The sequence below is a fragment of the Bacillus sp. SIMBA_154 genome (assembly GCF_046536015.1).
Classification (GTDB): Bacteria; Bacillota; Bacilli; order Bacillales; family Bacillaceae; genus Bacillus; species Bacillus pumilus_P.
This window is the reverse complement of sequence record NZ_JAWJBV010000002.1, coordinates 463,733-477,105: the sequence shown is the minus strand read 5'-3', so window position 1 is coordinate 477,105 and position 13,373 is coordinate 463,733. Positions and strand designations below refer to the sequence as shown.

The following is a 13,373-nucleotide window of genomic DNA, read 5'->3' as shown; positions in this document are numbered from 1 at the left end:
GTTTTTAACAATTTTAACATAAAATCAAAGAAAAATGGAATTATTTCCTGTTTTTTTCTTCATTTTTTCATTTTCACTATTAAAAAGGGAAGATTGAATTCAAATTTTACCATAGTCTTATAACTAAAACAAACAAAATTTGTCTTACGAATGCCACCGATTGATGAGAAAGATCAATTCAATCTAGCAAAAGGGAGTGCAGAACATGGTACAAATTTATCAAGATTTTATTCCAGTTGGAAACGGAAACCGGCCAGGATACGCCATGACACCGATGTATGTGACTGTTCATAACACAGCAAATACATCTAAGGGAGCTGACGCGAAAAGTCATGCGGCATACGTCAAACGACCAACGACAGAGGTGAGCTGGCATTTTACAGTGGATGATCGTGAAATTTTTCAGCATCTGCCTTTAAATGAAAATGGCTGGCATGCAGGGGACGGACATGGGAATGGTAATAGGAAATCGATCGGAATTGAAATTTGTGAAAATGAAGATGGGAACTTTCAGCAGGCTGTCAAACATGCTCAATGGCTCATTCAAAAGCTATTAAAAGAACATGACATTCCATTAGTAAATGTGGTTACACATGAGCATTGGTCTGGAAAAGCATGTCCACGCCTGCTTCTATCTACATGGGATGCATTTAAAAAAGGAATTGAAACCGCAGGTGATCCGGCGACGGTCATCACGTATGTGGTCAAAAGCGGGGATACGTTAACAAGTATTGCTAAAGCCCATGGCGTCACTGTGAGTGATTTACAGAAATGGAATGACATTAACGACCCGAACACGATTCAAATTGAACAGGTTCTCAAAATTTATCGCAATGATGGAAAAATCATGTATGAGCTGCCAGATGGGATTTTAAAGGTGACATCTCCTTTGACGAAGGGGGAGCACGTACGCCTCGTCCAAAAAGCGCTTGCCGCTGTTTATTTTTATCCTGATAAAACGGCTGTAGATAAGGGAGTTGACGGAATTTACGGGGAAAAAACGGCCAATGCTGTAGCGCGTTTTCAGCTGATGAATGGTCTGACAAGTGATGGGGTATACGGACCTAATACGAAGGAAAAGCTGCTTGAGCAATTAAATAAGTGAGTTTTTCTGTTTGTATGAATGAATGACTGCTTCACTTTTTTCATTTAATTGGCGGACATAAGGGGACGGCTGAAATTCAGCAAACTGAACATATCTCAATTGTTTGATTTTCTTTTTCATTTTGGCACCTCAATGGTTACAGCATATGGTTTTATTGTATGCGAATCGATGTAAAAAAGGAATCAGGACGCGGGTTTAGTTCCGCGTCCTTTAGTGTGATCAAGCTTTTTTATTTTTATACTCATCCAGAAGCTGTTCATTCTTTTTGAAAATACGCTCTGTATGGGGGCTTACTTTGTAATCGGCCATACTAATATGGCGTTTCTTCTTTAAAATCTTAAAAGGGTTTTTCTTGCGATTGTTGTTATCCCCTTGAAGTGCGTGGTCCATCTTCATCACCTTCCTCTTCGTCAGGCAAGATTAGGTCATAAATTGTTGTAAGTGAAGTCATTAATAAATAGTCAAACTCAGTGACAATCTCATCAGAGGTCAGCTTTATGACAAAGTGTGCATCTGCTACCGAAAACGGAATGAGCACCAATTTGCCGAAATCATCGTAATATACTTCCTGCCTGTCAAGCTTTGCCTGAATGAGAGCTCGCTGGTCTAGTGTTCGCAGCAGGTCATCTTTTTGTTCCTGTGTATCATACGGACACAGAACCGCTTGAATATTCATTTTTTCTGCAAAAGAATAAATCAGCCGTTCAATTCCCTCTATATATGCCTCTATACTTCCATAATATACATGGATCGGTTCGTTTTTCAATAGGTATTGGTACGTTTTTAGTTTATTGAGGTAAGAATGAAGTAGATCGTTGTTTTGTTCAAGGAGTTGATGGGTGTCGGTTTCCAGCTCATGATTCCCAAGCTTTTTAATATAGGAGCTGAGAAAAATGAAAGCATCGGTTAATGCGAAAAAAACAGCAATGATTAAGTAGTGCATCCAATCGGTGAAGATTGAAGAGGGGTCATTTGTCCAATAAACAACAGCACCAGCTACATAAATCCAATACCACGTTTTGCGAATGGCAAACATTTTTTCTTTTACTTTTTGTTCAAAGCGCCATACAGCAAATACATACACAGCAAGGGCACCTAGCAATAACCATACGGTCAATTGAAAAAATAATAGCATGTCGTTCTCTCCCATAGACAATTGAATACTTATTTACTTCTATGGGTATGATTGGAAAACCTTCTTCATGAAAAAAACTGCCTGCAAGAACAGGCAGTTTGCATGATTAGAGAATTGCGTTTAACACAAAGTATATGAGAGCACCTAGAGTCCCTGAAATCGGTAATGTGATGACCCAAGTGACAAGCATACGTTTTGCCGTACCCCAGTTCACACCTTTGACTCTGTGCGCAGAACCTACGCCTAGAATAGAAGATGAAATAACGTGTGTGGTACTAACAGGTAAGTGGATAAACGTTGCACCGAAAATAATGGCTGCACCAGTTAAATCGGCAGATACTCCGTTTACTGGACGGATTTTCATGATTTTACCACCGACTGTTTTAATAATCTTCCAGCCGCCAACAGAAGTACCAAGTCCCATTGCAAGTGCACAAGAGAATTGTACCCAGAATGGAATGTCATCAGTTGTATGAAGATTACCTGCAATTAAAGCCATCGTAATAATTCCCATCGCTTTTTGCGCATCGTTCGTTCCATGGGTATACGATTGAAGTGCAGCAGTTAAAATCTGAACACGTCGGAATTGTTTATTTGTTTTTGCTAGATTGTTGTCTCTGAATATAAATTTAATAATGGTATACACGATATATCCCAATACGAAAGCTAGGATAGGTGAAAGCAAAAGTGCTTGAATGATTTTAATGAATCCCGAATAGTTTAAAGCGCCAAAACCGGCAGAGGCGATAACAGCCCCTGCAATTGATCCAATCAGTGCATGTGAAGAACTACTCGGAATCCCGTAATACCAAGTAAGCAAGTTCCAAGTGATGGCCGCAATTAAAGCAGCTAAAATGACAACAGAACCGTTTTGAAGTGTAAATGGATCTGCGATGTCTTTTGTAATGGATTTTGCCACACCTGTAAATGTCATTGCTCCTAAGAAGTTCATGAACGCTGCCATAATAATAGCATGTCTTGGTTTTAACGCTTTTGTTGAAACTGAAGTAGCAATGGCATTTGCTGTATCGTGGAATCCGTTAATGAAATCAAAAGCAAGTGCACAAATGACAATGAATATGGTAAGGATGAGTAATATGTCCATGTTTAACTAACCCCGTTACGCATTCTTCATAATGATTGTTTCTAGATTGTTGGCAACACTTTGACAGGAATCAGCAATTTCTTCAAGTGTTTCGTAAATTTCTTTGTATTGTATCACCTTAATTGGATCTGTTTCTTTTCCAAACAAATTCTTTAGTGATTTTCGATAAAGATTGTCACAATTATGCTCAATCTCTTTGATCTTGATTGCGTGCGGTTGAATATCTTTCAAGCGATTTTCAGCCAGTAAATCAATCGTGATTAAAATTTCTTTCGCACATTCTCTGATGTAGTGGCTGAATTTGTCGATATGTTCGTCTGAGCTTGTCATTGAATAAATTTCCATTGTCGCTGAAAAATGCTCAATTCCATCTAAAACATCGTCGAGGCTATTCGTCAATTGAAGAATGTCTTCACGCTCAATCGGTGTAATAAAGGCTTTGTTCAGCTCTTTAATCATGGTATGAACATGATGATCACCTTTTGTCTCATATTCCTTCAATGTGTCAGAAAATTCTTTCAGAGTGGTTTGATTTGTTACTTTATAGCTAACAAAATACTCAGCAGTTTCATCTAAATTTTTAGCAATTTCCGTTAACAAGACGGAAAACTTGTCTTTTTTCCTTTTTAACATGTAAAAACCCTCCATTGTATAAATGAGACAATGCACACATCAAATAATTATATATTCTTTTGTCGAAAAAAAACAGGTGTAGTCGAAAATTTCTTCAGTTTTTCTATTTGATCTTATTCTGACCTAAAGATGAAATCTCAACACACCTTTTTCAGAAAGGGAAAAAGAAACGGAAAAAGCGGCCCGTTTTTGGCGCCGCTTAAAGGTTAAGAAGCTGAATGAATCAGTTTAAAACGTTCACAAACAAGAAGCATGTCTTCTTTAAAGTCTAATCCGTATGGCTTGAGTGCTTCTGTGAAGAATTCTTTATGGACTCTATACCAATAGTCATATGATAGATCGCCTTCACCTTCTGCTTGTGCAAATGATTCAGGGACTTCATTCATTGGCATCACATCTACATGCATAATCTCGATGATGGCTTTAGGTTCATCCTGGCTGTCCAAAATGATCGCATATTGCCCAGCCTTCGGAAGCGGCTCCTGTTCCTTTTCATAAAAAATATGTCCAGAACAAGTGGCTGTTTTTTTCCCTTGCTGTACAAGGTCAAGTAAGTGATCTGGATCTGCACCAAATGCCCAAGCCGAAACAAACGTGTTAGCTGGTGCTTTTTCTGATTTATCTTCCCAATACGTTTCCCAAAAAATGTTGCTTTTGTGGTTCACCATTTTTCCCCCTTTGTCATGTGTTTATTATACCGTTAAAGCAAATACGTGAAAACATTATGTCATTATCCCTACTTTTTGTGCATGTCATATGTTTTGAAAAAGCGTGTTTTATTTGAATTATGTAGGAGTATAGAATGAAAATTTTTGAAATTTTAGAATAATCTATTGTATTCTGGTCAAGAAGTAGGTAATGTCAAAGTAAGAATATGGAAGGGGTGTTGTTTATGAAACGCATTTCTCTAACTGTTTTGTCCATATGTCTGTTTGTTTTCTCGTTTTTTCTTCCTGTCAGCCAAGTCACTGCAAACGAAACTCATGGGAATAAAGTAGCTGTTGGCAAAGATGGCATGGTGGCTACAGCTCATCCGCTGGCATCAAAAGTTGGTGCTGATGTATTGAAAAAAGGTGGAAACGCAGTTGATGCTGCTGTTGCCATCCAGTACGCACTGAATGTGACAGAGCCGATGATGTCGGGAATTGGCGGCGGAGGATTTATGATGGTTTATGATGGAAAGACAAAAGAAACATCCATCATCAATAGTAGAGAGCGGGCACCACAGGGCGCAACACCTGACATGTTTTTAACTGATGAGGGAAAAGTCATCCCATTCGCTGAGCGATCCACACATGGTAATGCAGTTGGTGTTCCCGGGACAGTAAAAGGTCTTGAGGCGGCATTAGATAAGTGGGGGACTCGTTCTATGAAGGAATTGATTAAACCTTCTATTCAGCTGGCAGAGGATGGATTTGAAATTGATTCGGTCCTTGCAAAAGCCATTGATGATCATCAAGGGAAATTGAAAAAAACGGCTGCAGCGTCAATCTTTCTTCCAGATGACCAGCCGCTCAAAGAAGGAGATCTGCTTGTTCAGCCAGATCTTGCAAAAACATTTAAACTGATTGCGAAAAAAGGAAGCAAGGCGTTTTATGAAGGTAAAGTAGCAAAGGCACTCGCAAATACGGTCCAAGATTTTGGTGGTACGATGACAACAGATGACATTGATCATTATGAAGTCAAGACTGACAAGCCAATCTGGGGAGACTATAAAGGGTACCAGCTTGCAAGTATGCCTCCGCCAAGCTCGGGCGGGGTGTTTATGCTACAAATCCTAAAAATACTTGACCACTTTAACCTATCTCAATATGACCCCAAATCGTTCGAAAAATATCAGCTGCTTGCTGAAACAATGCATCTCTCCTATGCTGACCGAGCCGCATATGCCGGCGACCCCGAATTCGTAGATGTTCCACTAAAAGGACTATTAGACGATGATTACATTTCAGAAAGAGCCTCTCTTATTCAATTAGATCAAATGATTCAAAACCCGACAGAAGGAGATCCGTGGGTGTATGAGGATGAAAAAAATCCATCTCCAATTGTCCCGCAGCCAGAAGATAAAACCATTGGTGAAACCACCCATTTTACTGTTGCAGATCAGTGGGGAAATGTTGTGTCTTTTACAACAACCATTGAACAGTTATTTGGTACAGGGATCCTTGTCCCGGAGTATGGTTTTTTCTTAAATAATGAACTCACGGATTTTGATGCAAGGCCTGGCGGCGCCAATGAAGTGCAGCCAAATAAACGTCCATTATCAAGTATGACGCCAACGATTATATTTAAAGATGGAGAGCCTGTCATGACCGTTGGATCACCTGGAGGAACAACGATTATTGCTTCTGTTTCACAGACGATCCTGAATTTGCTTGAATATGATATGGAGCTTCAGGATGCGGTGGAAGAACCAAGGATTTATACAAACAGTTTAACTTCTTACCGCTATGAAGTAGGTGTCCCTCTCGATGTGAGGACAAAGTTAAACGATATTGGACACCGTTTTGGCAGTTCGCCTATTGATATAGGAAACGTGCAAGCTCTGCTAATTGATCGAAAAGCAGGGACATTTACTGGAGTAGCTGATTCAACCAGAAATGGAACCGCTGTTGGTGTCAATTTAAAGCTATCTGCAAATCAATAACATTTCCCGGGAAAAGAAGCGTCTCTTGAAGATGGCGTTTCTTTTCTGTCTAAACAAAAAGAAAAAGACACTGTTGACTCCTGTGAATAGTTTGAATATATATAGACTAACATCAATCATACATAGCTGATCGGACAACCGAAGGCTCTTGGCATTTGAAGTACAGGACTGTGATGTATTTCAAATGCTAAGGGTCTTTTTTGCGTAGAAAAGGCAAGGGTGGTGTCAACATTATGTGATAACAGGGGAGCGGGATAACATGAAAAAGTGGAAATGGGTCTCGATCGTGACCACCTTATTAATCATCACGAGTACTCCATGTTCAAATGCGAATGAAGCCTCAAATCAAAAGGGGAAGATTGAGCTGTTAAGTAGTGCGAAAGCACAGATCGGTTTTGTGTTCCAGCAATATGCTCTTTTTCGAAATATGATGATAATGTTGCGTATGGTCTTAAGATGAAACCAAGAGGAGAAAGGCTGCCAAAAAAAGACATCAAAGAGCGGGTGCATGAGCTATTAGAGGTCGTTCAGTTAACGCAGAATGAGCACCGCTATTCAGAGCAGCTGTCAGGCGGACAAAAGCAGCGTGTAGCGCTGGCACACACGCACTTGCTGTCAACAATCTGGGATGCAGCACTCGCTGCATCTTTTTTTATAAAAATTTCCCTAGGAACATTGACTTATAATTTTGAATATTATAATATCTTTACAAAGGTAACAACAATGAACATTTTTAAAAACAAGTGGTTGTGATCGCTTTATAAAAGGTTCTATCCTAAAATGTTCTTTCTTTTTGTTACATGTGTTCATTTTTATATCAAATGAAAGAGGTGATTGTTTGAATAACTTGTTTGAATTAGATAAGGAACTAATTGAGCTGCAGTACGATGCATCTTCGAGAGAGGAGGTGACCGCATATTTAGCAGAACGGTTAGAAGCTGGGGGTTATATTAAATCGAGCTTTCTACCAGCAGTGCTTGAAAGAGAAAAAACATATCCTACAGGCTTGCCTCTTGCGACCTTTGGAGTGGCTATTCCGCATACAGATCCTGAACATGTGAACAAACCGGCGATCAGTGTAGCGACTTTAAAGGAACCTGTCATTTTTCATAAGATGGGAAGCCCTGATGAAACAGTGCAAGCCAAAATTGTATTCGTCCTTGCAATCTCTGAACCTAGTAAGCAGCTTGTGATGTTAGAAAAGCTCATGGCGCTTTTTAGAAAAGAAGAAGTGATGAATAAGCTATCTCTCATGACATCGAATGAAGAAGCTGTTGATGTCCTTCAACAAGAATTAAACCAATAGTCTTTTACGAAAGAATGTAAGCGCTTTATCTGAAAAATTCAGGAGGTGGATGTATGATCAAGCAAGCCGTCGATTTTATATTAGACCTTGGGCCAACTATTATGCTCCCGATTATTATGACGATTTTCGGTATGATTTTAAGGCAAGGCTTTAAGAAATCTTTCCGAGCCGGTATCACAATCGGAATTGGATTTGTCGGTGTCAACCTTGTCATTAATTTGCTCGTGAGCGGTCTTGGACCAGCAGCAAAAGCCATGGTCAATTCCCTTGGATTAAAGCTCGATATTTTGGATGTCGGCTGGCCGATTGGAGCTGCCATTTCATTTGGTACACCTGTTGCCCCTTTGATGATTCCTCTTGTGCTTTTGTTAAATGTCATCTTGTTGTCCGTTAATTTTACGAAAACACTGAATGTGGATATTTGGAATTTCTGGCATTTGATTTTCGCAGCCTCTGTTACTTACTACGCTTATCATAATATGTTCTTGGCCCTTGCCGTTGGCTTGATCGTCTCTGCAATTACGCTTAAATTAGCCGATTGGACGGCGCCAACAATTGAACACCATTTCGGATTAAAAGGCGTATCGATGGCTCATGCTGAAACGGTCAACTTCGCGCCGCTTATGTATGCGTCAAACCGCGTCATTGATAAAATCCCTGGTTTAAACAAAATTCATGCTGATCCAGAAACATTGAAGAAACGTTTTGGCATTTTTGGCGAGCCGCTTGTGATGGGTCTCATACTTGGTATCATTATTGGTCTTCTTGGCGGCTATGATGCGAAAGGCGTCATGACTCTTGGTATTCAAATGGCAGCAGTTCTTGTGTTAATGCCAAGAATGGTTGCCTTGTTAATGGAAGGACTTATTCCAATCTCTGAGGGCGCTCGTTCTTATATTCAAAAGCGTTTCCCTGGAAAAAATGTCTATATTGGCTTAGATACAGCGATTGTGATCGGTCATCCGGCGAATATGGCTGTAGCCCTTTTGATGGTGCCGATTACGATTTTGCTCGCTGTTGTTCTTCCTTACAATGGCATGCTGCCATTTGCGGATTTATCGGTTCTGCCATTTACGGTTGTATGGGCAGTAGCAGCCGCTCGTGGAAATATTATTCGCGGCCTCATTAACAGTATTTTTACATTAATGATTGTCTTCTTCATCGCAACGAATCTTGCACCACTTGCGACAACAATGGGTAAAGCAGTAGGCTTTGATTTCCCAGAAGGGGCAAACATGATTTCAGGTATTGATTTAGGTTCTCATGTCATTCCTTGGATCATGGTGAGACTTCTTGATCCGAGCAACCCTTACTTTATTGCAGCGATTGTGTGTGCACTGGCTTATGCGCTTCTATGGTACTGGGTGCGAAATGATATTAAAAAGCAGTATGCAAAAGAAATGGGCTTAGATCAGAAAGACCAATAAACAAGCTGGAGGGATTCTTATGGCAAAGAAAATATTGGTATCGTGCGGAACAGCAGTTGCAACATCAACGGTTGTTGCAAAAAAGGTAGAAGAGACGCTAAAGGAAAAAGGATACGATGTCGTGGTTGAACAGTGTAAGGCATCTGAAGTACCGCAAAAAGCGGAGGGCGCCGATTTAATTGTAACGACAACGCCTGTAAGTGATACAAAAGGAACTCCTGTGATTCAAACATTATCTTTTTTAACCGGATTTGGCATTGAAGATGATATTGAGAAAATCATTGATCATATTAAGTAAACGATGTTTGTATGGAGGAGCTTTTGTAGCTCCTTCCATGTCACCTGAAAGGAGGGAGTCTCATGCAGCAGCATGCTTATAGCCGAACGTCTGCGGTGTTTTCTATTTTTCTTCCGGCCTTGCTCATCTGTCTGTTTTTTCTCTGGTCTCTTTATACCTTAATGTCGGCAGGACCTGAACCGTTAGCTGTGTTAGGTGTTTATACGCTACCTATTCTGATGCTTTCTAGCATCACGGGACTGAATCAGCCGACGAACGTCATCATTAGTGGAGATGAGCTGAAGATAGGTGCTTTTGGCAGATGGCGCACATATGCTGTTTCCGATATCAAAGGAAAACTGTTTTTAAAGCCATATCTCCATATCGGGAAAGTATATGTCAGAGTGGGGCAGGCGCGAATATTCGGAGGACGTTACTGGATATCAAGTGAGATAAGTGAATACAAGCAGCTTGTTCAAACTTTACACGGTCTTGCGAAGTGTGATGAAAAGGAGGATGCAGCTACATGAAATCAGCTGTCTTTTATTCTTCAGAGGACATTCGTTATGAGGAGAGGGAGCGGCCTGCGATTGGTGATGATGAAGTTCTTTTAAGGATGCGTGCCTGCGGCTTATGCGGGACGGATATTTACAAAGCAACACATGAGACGGTACCTCCTGGGACGGTGCTAGGACATGAAATTGCTGGTGATATTGTCGAAACGGGCAGTCACGTGACAAATGTCCATACGGGAGACAGGGTGTACGTGGCACATCATGTCCCTTGTTTCACCTGTGACTTTTGTCAAAGAGGATTTTATACAATGTGTGCCCAGTTTTCAGCTACAAATGTAGAGCCAGGCGGTTTTTCAGAATATATCCGTGTTCCTGCTTTACATGTAAAGCACACAATGGGCAAGCTCCCGCATGGCGTCTCATATGAGCAAGGAGCCATGGTCGAACCAGTTGCCTGCTGCCTGCATGGGTTTGAACGAGCGCCTGTTCATCCTGGAGATTCTGTACTGATCCTTGGAGCGGGTCAAATTGGCTGCATTCAATTACAGCTCACCAAATATTATTTAGCTGAGAAAGTGATGATAACGGATGTGAATGAGAACCGGTTGCTTCAAGCGAGAAATTTAGGTGCAGACGTCGCTTTTCATCCAGCATCTGAGCCAGTGGAAAAACGGGTCATGAAAGAAACAGATGGAAAAGGGGCAGATCTCGTCATCATTTCTGTTGGGAGCAGTGCGCTTTTAAAAGAGGCGTTTCAAGCTGTAGCTAGAGGCGGGACGATTTTGGTATTTGCGCACTTTCCTAAAGGAGATGTCTCCATTCCGGCTGAGCGATTTTTCCATGATGAAGTCAAGGTAGTGGGGGCCTATTCTTCGCATCCGTATCATTATGATGAAGCGCTTCAGCTTCTGAAGGCGAAGGTGGTTCAAACAGAGAAGATGGTGACGCATCGCTATCCTTTAAGTCAGCTGCTTCAGGCGATAGAATGCGCGAGGCACCCTGAAGGTGAGAGCGTCAAAATCATGATGTATCCAGATGAATGAGAACGTATGAGATTGAAAGAGAAAGAGAAGTTCTTTGGAAAAGGGCTTTGCCTTTCTCTTTTTTTCTGATAAAAAATGAAAACGCTTAAAAATGAAACGGAAATGCTTGACTTCAATGACACTTAAACGTATGATAATTACAAATGTAACACATAAGAACAAATGTAAAGGGGAGAGAAGAAATGCAAAAACAAATCACTTTGCCTGAACAGATTAGTCATGAGAAATTAGCAGATTTATATAAACAAATGTGGTTAGTCCGATATTTTGATGAAAAGGTCGATCAATTCTTTGCAAAAGGACTCATTCATGGAACGACTCATTTATGTGTTGGACAGGAAGCGTCAGCTGTTGGCTCTATTGCCGTGTTAAAAGATGAAGATAAGATCGTCAGCACACACCGTGGACATGGACATTGTATTGCAAAAGGTGCAGAGGTCAATAAAATGATGGCTGAACTGTTTGGACGTGAAACCGGCTATTGCAAAGGAAAAGGCGGCTCGATGCATATTGCCGACTTAGAAAAAGGGAATCTTGGAGCAAATGGCATCGTTGGCGGCGGTATCCCGCTTGCAACAGGCGCAGCGCTGACATCTAAAATGAAGCAGGAAGGCTATGTTGTCCTTTGTTTCTTCGGAGATGGTGCCACAAATGAAGGCAGCTTCCATGAAGCGTTAAACCTTGCATCTATTTGGGATTTACCTGTTGTGTTTATTTGTGAAAACAACCAATACGGCATGTCTGGACCTGTGAAAGAAATGATCAACATTGAAGACATCTCAACAAGAGCAAAGAGCTACGGAATGCCAGGGGAAACTGTCGATGGAAATGATATGGTTGAGATTATGAACACAGTAGATGAAGCGGTCAGCCATGCAAGAGCTGGAAAAGGTCCATCACTCATTGAAATGAAAACGTATCGCTGGAAGGGGCACTCTAAGAGTGATGCGAAAAAATACCGTACACGTGAAGAAGAAACAGAGTGGAGACAAAAAGACGGAATCAAACGCTTTAAGTCTCTCTTAATTGAACTAAATGTTTTGACAGAAGAGCAGGCAGCAAGCTTACAAGAAGAAGCAAAGCAGGAGATCGAGGCATCTGTTGAATTTGCTAAAAATAGTAAAGAACCGTCAATTGACACACTATTAGAGGATGTATACGCCTAATTAGGAGGGGAATCACGTGACAAAAACAACAGTGAGAGAGATTTCGTATTTAGAAGCCGTTCGAGAGGCTATGAGTCAGGAAATGAGAGAAAACCAAGATGTCTTCATTTTAGGTGAGGATATCGGCGTATATGGAGGCGCTTTTGGGGTTACGCGCGGCATGATTGAAGAATTCGGTCCAGAGCGCGTACGCAATACGCCAATTTCAGAGGCTGCCATCGCAGGGGGCGCAGTCGGGGCTGCTTTGACAGGCATGCGTCCGATCTTAGAACTTCAATTCTCTGACTTTATCACCATCGCTATGGATCAGCTTGTCAACCAAGCGGCCAAAACACGCTACATGTTTGGCGGAAAAGGAAAGGTGCCGCTTGTTGTGAGAACACCAGCAGGCTCTGGAACAGGTGCCGCGGCTCAGCACTCACAAAGTTTAGAAGCGTGGATGGCTCATATTCCGGGATTAAAGGTGGTCCAGCCTTCAACGGCTTATGATGCAAAGGGACTTTTAAAGGCAGCAATGGATGATGACAATCCTGTTATTTTCTACGAGCATAAGCTTTTATATAAAACAATCGGTGAAGTGCCAGAAGAGCAGTATTCGATTCCTTTAGGGAAAGCGGATGTGAAAAAAAGCGGGAAGGACGTCACGATTGTAGCAACAGCTATTATGGTGCATAAAGCATTAGAAGCGGCGAAGGAATTAGAAGCAGAAGGAATCGATGTCGAAATCATTGATCCAAGAACACTCGTACCTTTAGATGAAGAAACCATTATCGAATCTGTGAAGAAAACGGGTAAATGTATCGTTGTTCATGAGGCGGTGAAACGAGGCGGATACGGCGGAGAGATTGCGAGTATGATAGCGGAAAGTGAAGCCTTCGACTACCTAGATGCTCCTATTAAACGACTTGGCGGTCTTGCGGTACCAATACCTTATAACCCAACGCTTGAAAAAGCGGTCATTCCACAAGTGCCAGATATTATTGAAGCAGCAAAAGAGCTTGTGCGCTCTTAAAT

General features: G+C 41.2%; 16 protein-coding genes and 1 pseudogene. 11 read left to right on the top strand and 6 right to left on the bottom strand.

Features of this window, described 5'->3' with window-relative positions:
• Nucleotides 1–205 precede the first annotated feature (205 nt).
• Complete coding sequence (locus R0K30_RS05890) at nt 206–1,105, top strand: N-acetylmuramoyl-L-alanine amidase (RefSeq protein ID WP_410609579.1); 900 nt, start codon at nt 206–208, stop codon at nt 1,103–1,105.
• On the opposite strand, the gene R0K30_RS05885 is transcribed toward R0K30_RS05890, so the two are convergent.
• The 6 genes from R0K30_RS05885 to R0K30_RS05860 form a co-directional block, all read right to left on the bottom strand.
• Nucleotides 1,094–1,225, bottom strand: coding sequence for a hypothetical protein (locus R0K30_RS05885; RefSeq protein ID WP_256499489.1), 132 nt, complete (start codon nt 1,223–1,225; stop codon nt 1,094–1,096). The two genes, R0K30_RS05890 and R0K30_RS05885, sit on opposite strands and share 12 nt — an antisense overlap.
• A gap of 99 nt (nt 1,226–1,324) precedes the next feature.
• The gene (locus R0K30_RS05880) at nt 1,325–1,501 is read right to left on the bottom strand and encodes a type II toxin-antitoxin system SpoIISB family antitoxin (protein WP_078061713.1); all 177 of its coding nucleotides are present in this window, start codon (nt 1,499–1,501) and stop codon (nt 1,325–1,327) included.
• Nucleotides 1,470–2,240, bottom strand: coding sequence for a type II toxin-antitoxin system SpoIISA family toxin (locus R0K30_RS05875; protein ID WP_099727512.1), 771 nt, complete (start codon nt 2,238–2,240; stop codon nt 1,470–1,472). Before R0K30_RS05875 ends, R0K30_RS05880 begins: the two co-directional genes overlap by 32 nt.
• Before the next feature lie 106 nt (nt 2,241–2,346).
• Nucleotides 2,347–3,345, bottom strand: coding sequence for an inorganic phosphate transporter (locus tag R0K30_RS05870; RefSeq protein WP_099727511.1), 999 nt, complete (start codon nt 3,343–3,345; stop codon nt 2,347–2,349).
• 15 nt (nt 3,346–3,360) lie between these two features.
• Entirely contained in the window at nt 3,361–3,978 is a 618-nt protein-coding gene (locus tag R0K30_RS05865; protein ID WP_099680243.1) for a DUF47 domain-containing protein, read from the bottom strand.
• Between the two features lie 206 nt (nt 3,979–4,184).
• Nucleotides 4,185–4,643, bottom strand: coding sequence for an ASCH domain-containing protein (locus tag R0K30_RS05860; RefSeq protein WP_099727522.1), 459 nt, complete (start codon nt 4,641–4,643; stop codon nt 4,185–4,187).
• A gap of 227 nt (nt 4,644–4,870) precedes the next feature.
• Between R0K30_RS05860 and ggt the strand changes: the two genes are divergently transcribed.
• The 10 genes and pseudogenes from ggt (at nt 4,871) to R0K30_RS05810 (ending at nt 13,371) form a co-directional block, all read left to right on the top strand.
• Nucleotides 4,871–6,625 carry a gamma-glutamyltransferase gene (ggt, locus tag R0K30_RS05855; RefSeq protein ID WP_367307728.1) on the top strand — a complete coding sequence of 585 codons (1,755 nt, stop codon included), beginning with the start codon at nt 4,871–4,873 and terminating at the stop codon, nt 6,623–6,625.
• Nucleotides 6,626–6,884: 259 nt separating this feature from the next.
• Nucleotides 6,885–7,037: pseudogene (locus R0K30_RS05850) on the top strand (sulfate transporter subunit); the annotation flags it as partial.
• A gap of 44 nt (nt 7,038–7,081) precedes the next feature.
• Nucleotides 7,082–7,378 (top strand): P-loop NTPase family protein, encoded by a 297-nt coding sequence (locus R0K30_RS05845; RefSeq protein ID WP_410609575.1) that lies wholly within the window; start codon nt 7,082–7,084, stop codon nt 7,376–7,378.
• A gap of 85 nt (nt 7,379–7,463) precedes the next feature.
• Entirely contained in the window at nt 7,464–7,931 is a 468-nt protein-coding gene (locus R0K30_RS05840; protein WP_410609573.1) for a PTS sugar transporter subunit IIA, read from the top strand.
• 53 nt (nt 7,932–7,984) lie between these two features.
• Nucleotides 7,985–9,358 carry a PTS galactitol transporter subunit IIC gene (locus R0K30_RS05835; protein ID WP_099727508.1) on the top strand — a complete coding sequence of 458 codons (1,374 nt, stop codon included), beginning with the start codon at nt 7,985–7,987 and terminating at the stop codon, nt 9,356–9,358.
• A gap of 19 nt (nt 9,359–9,377) precedes the next feature.
• Nucleotides 9,378–9,656: a PTS sugar transporter subunit IIB gene (locus R0K30_RS05830; protein WP_003212259.1), complete on the top strand. Its 279-nt coding sequence runs from the start codon at nt 9,378–9,380 to the stop codon at nt 9,654–9,656.
• A 62-nt stretch (nt 9,657–9,718) separates the two neighbouring features.
• Nucleotides 9,719–10,165 (top strand): hypothetical protein, encoded by a 447-nt coding sequence (locus R0K30_RS05825; protein ID WP_410609571.1) that lies wholly within the window; start codon nt 9,719–9,721, stop codon nt 10,163–10,165.
• Nucleotides 10,162–11,193 (top strand): alcohol dehydrogenase catalytic domain-containing protein, encoded by a 1,032-nt coding sequence (locus R0K30_RS05820; protein WP_410609569.1) that lies wholly within the window; start codon nt 10,162–10,164, stop codon nt 11,191–11,193. Before R0K30_RS05825 ends, R0K30_RS05820 begins: the two co-directional genes overlap by 4 nt.
• A 182-nt stretch (nt 11,194–11,375) precedes the next feature.
• Nucleotides 11,376–12,359: a pyruvate dehydrogenase (acetyl-transferring) E1 component subunit alpha gene (gene pdhA / locus R0K30_RS05815; protein WP_410609567.1), complete on the top strand. Its 984-nt coding sequence runs from the start codon at nt 11,376–11,378 to the stop codon at nt 12,357–12,359.
• 31 nt (nt 12,360–12,390) lie between these two features.
• On the top strand, nt 12,391–13,371 hold the full coding sequence (locus R0K30_RS05810; protein ID WP_099727521.1) for an alpha-ketoacid dehydrogenase subunit beta: 981 nt from the start codon (nt 12,391–12,393) through the stop codon (nt 13,369–13,371).
• The last annotated feature ends 2 nt before the right edge of the window (nt 13,372–13,373 follow it).

Coding starts and splice junctions, on each gene's coding strand:
- R0K30_RS05890 (WP_410609579.1), top strand. CDS start 206: ATGGTACAAATTTATCAAGATTTTATTCCAGTTGGAAACGGAAACCGG.
- R0K30_RS05885 (WP_256499489.1), bottom strand. CDS start 1,225: ATGAAAAAGAAAATCAAACAATTGAGATATGTTCAGTTTGCTGAATTT.
- R0K30_RS05880 (WP_078061713.1), bottom strand. CDS start 1,501: ATGAAGATGGACCACGCACTTCAAGGGGATAACAACAATCGCAAGAAA.
- R0K30_RS05875 (WP_099727512.1), bottom strand. CDS start 2,240: ATGCTATTATTTTTTCAATTGACCGTATGGTTATTGCTAGGTGCCCTT.
- R0K30_RS05870 (WP_099727511.1), bottom strand. CDS start 3,345: ATGGACATATTACTCATCCTTACCATATTCATTGTCATTTGTGCACTT.
- R0K30_RS05865 (WP_099680243.1), bottom strand. CDS start 3,978: ATGTTAAAAAGGAAAAAAGACAAGTTTTCCGTCTTGTTAACGGAAATT.
- ggt (WP_367307728.1), top strand. CDS start 4,871: ATGAAACGCATTTCTCTAACTGTTTTGTCCATATGTCTGTTTGTTTTC.
- R0K30_RS05845 (WP_410609575.1), top strand. CDS start 7,082: ATGAAACCAAGAGGAGAAAGGCTGCCAAAAAAAGACATCAAAGAGCGG.
- R0K30_RS05835 (WP_099727508.1), top strand. CDS start 7,985: ATGATCAAGCAAGCCGTCGATTTTATATTAGACCTTGGGCCAACTATT.
- R0K30_RS05830 (WP_003212259.1), top strand. CDS start 9,378: ATGGCAAAGAAAATATTGGTATCGTGCGGAACAGCAGTTGCAACATCA.
- R0K30_RS05825 (WP_410609571.1), top strand. CDS start 9,719: ATGCAGCAGCATGCTTATAGCCGAACGTCTGCGGTGTTTTCTATTTTT.
- R0K30_RS05820 (WP_410609569.1), top strand. CDS start 10,162: ATGAAATCAGCTGTCTTTTATTCTTCAGAGGACATTCGTTATGAGGAG.
- pdhA (WP_410609567.1), top strand. CDS start 11,376: ATGCAAAAACAAATCACTTTGCCTGAACAGATTAGTCATGAGAAATTA.